The sequence below is a fragment of the Myxacorys chilensis genome, from assembly GCF_059505265.1.
Genome location: NZ_JCACKG010000288.1, coordinates 1 through 2348 on the forward strand (window position 1 = coordinate 1; position 2348 = coordinate 2348).

The 2348-nt window shown below is 49.1% G+C and carries 1 protein-coding gene and 1 pseudogene; one reads left to right on the forward strand and one right to left on the reverse strand.

Features of this window, described 5'->3' with window-relative positions; translation table 11 throughout:
* The coding region (cas12k, locus tag AC5JLB_RS29205; protein ID WP_495877328.1) for a type V CRISPR-associated protein Cas12k at positions 1-1589 on the reverse strand (1589 nt) is incomplete at its 3' end.
* A gap of 484 nt (positions 1590-2073) precedes the next feature.
* On the opposite strand from cas12k, the pseudogene AC5JLB_RS29210 reads away from it, so the two are divergent.
* Positions 2074-2306, forward strand: a pseudogene (locus AC5JLB_RS29210) (hypothetical protein); the annotation flags it as partial.
* Positions 2307-2348: the final 42 nt, after the last annotated feature.

Genomic DNA, 2348 nt, shown 5'->3' on the forward strand with positions numbered 1-2348 from the left:
CGACCGTTTGCTGCCCATGCTAGGAATTTTTCCTCCCTAACATGAATCAGCCCTGGCCGAGCTGGGGCATTTCGTTTCTGGGCTTTATGGCGAAGATGGGAGGTGTGTTGCTGCTGCTGGCGGTGGCGAGTCAGGAGATGATAATCCTTGCCGAGTAACTGTCGGATACTTCGATAGGCGAGAACCCGGTTGGTGCGAGCATCCCACACGGCAACGGTGGCGGGTTTCTCCAACCCCAAACTTATCCCTACCAGAATGTTGGAGTGCCCCTGGTAGAGCGGTTGACTGGGACGGTTGAAAGGATTGTTAATCCGTTCCAGGGTAGAGTTCATCCGCTTGACATAGCCCTCCTGCGTTTTAGACAGTTCGCCTTTGTCTTGCATCTGGCTGATTTTCTTGGCAATATCAGCTGCTTTCTCCTGACGGACTTGCTCGGTTCCTTCCTGGCTCCAAAGGCGGGTGTCTACGGTGCAGTACAGGGTCAGGCGATGAATTTCCCAGGGTTCTCCTTTCCCTTCCCCCTCCTGCCATGCCAGACGAACAGACCGAAGCGTGAAAAGACCGCTGGAATGTTGATTTTTGCCAGCGCGTTTGGTTTCCTGATCTTCCAGAAATCGCTGAAACCAGGGGAGTTGGCGTTGGTCACAGTAGACGACAAAGGTGTCACTGAATCCACTGAAATGGACACAGATGCGCCCTCTGTCATTACGTGACCAGACCAGATCTTCATTCGTCTCGAAGACTAGTGGAAAGGGCAGAACACTGGGTTTGGTGAGTAATCTATCCTGCCAGCGTTTTGCCTCAGTGTTATCTCGCGGGACGGTTAGGGTAGCAATATCTGGCGTTTGCAGCCAGCTTTGCCCAGTCAGGTCTCGACCGTGGGGGATTCGCGCTTCTAGTTGCTCCCGAAGTCTTATGACTTGAAGTTCAGTTTTTCGGCGGCGTTGGGTGAATTTTTTAATGTCCTCTTCCTGATCGAGCACTTGACAACCGTTTTTGAGCAGGTAGGCGATTGCACACCGTTCCAGCACCTTTTTGGCATCCTGATAGCGATCGAACAGTTGATTCACTAAACTGCGGTCTGAAGACTCTATCTTTTTGCGCTTTTTACCTTGTTTGACTGGGGACTGGGTTGCTGGATTGACAGTAGGGGATAGCTGAAGTTTGAGCAAGAGGGCACTGGCGCGATCGCGAATTCTGCCAAGTTCAACTCCACTTTCCTGGGCTAATTCTTCATCGCTCTTGAGCATTTCCAACCAGCGCAATTTACCGTCCAGCTTCTGTTGAAGCCGCTTCTGAATGGCTAACCAGGACTTGAAAATGTAATCTGCGGCATGTTCTGCGGAAGTATAGAGTCGAGCGGGTTGACCACTGAAGCGGGAATCTGTTTTGAGGGGTTTACAAAACTGAGAGACGACAGCAGAAGAAATTTTACCTTTGCGTCGCCACGTTTCAAACTCGGAGTGCTGACTCAGTTGCTCGATGAGGGTATTGATGAGTGGCGTGTTGCGCTCTGCCATCAGCGTCCAAAGCTGTTGGCGGGTTTCTGGTGAAGCAACTAAACGACACTGAATCGTAATCTGACTCATAAGAACAAGTGTTCTACTTCTTTTAGGCAGATTATCCGTTATTCAGCTTTTTTGCAAGAGCTTTTTACTAACTCACAATAGAGTTGTTACTCATGAATCGTCTTCGTCTACCTCGTCTTCGGGGACGACCTCATCGGATAAGATGATCGCTTTATCCAGGACAGCTTCAATTTTAGTCAGCAGCGATCGCTGCTGGACATTGACAGGAGAAGAAATCGCCGCCTTTGGTGGTGGACAGGCTCTTTGTTCAAATATAAAAACTGGGCAACCGGCTCAAAAAAGGCTTCAATTGATTGGTAGCTCAGTTAAGTTGTTTAGTCGTCAGTTGGGTTTGGAATACGGGAACTCTCAAATCGACCCATCTTCAAGATTCAGGTACATTGAACAATTTCTTGATTGCCGATAGGGTGCAGATTGTTTTTCGTGGTGCTGTGTTATGGGCACCCATCAAAATAGCTCGTTCCTCATCCATCAGCCCTAATTTATGCCAGAACAACTCGATAAACGTTCCTTAAGTGAGCGGGACATTTGTACAAAGTACATCACTCCTGGAATTGTGGGTGCCGGATGGGATATTCAAACTCAGATTCGGGAAGAGGTGACGTTTAGTTTACGAAGGGGCGAGTCAACCCAAAAGGCAAACTGGTGAGTCGGGGAGAGTCAAAACGGGCGGACTACATTCTTTACTACAAACCTAATGTGCCACTTACTACAGTTGTAGATCGTTCATTGGCAGGTTGAAGGGCTGTCCCCTTCTGA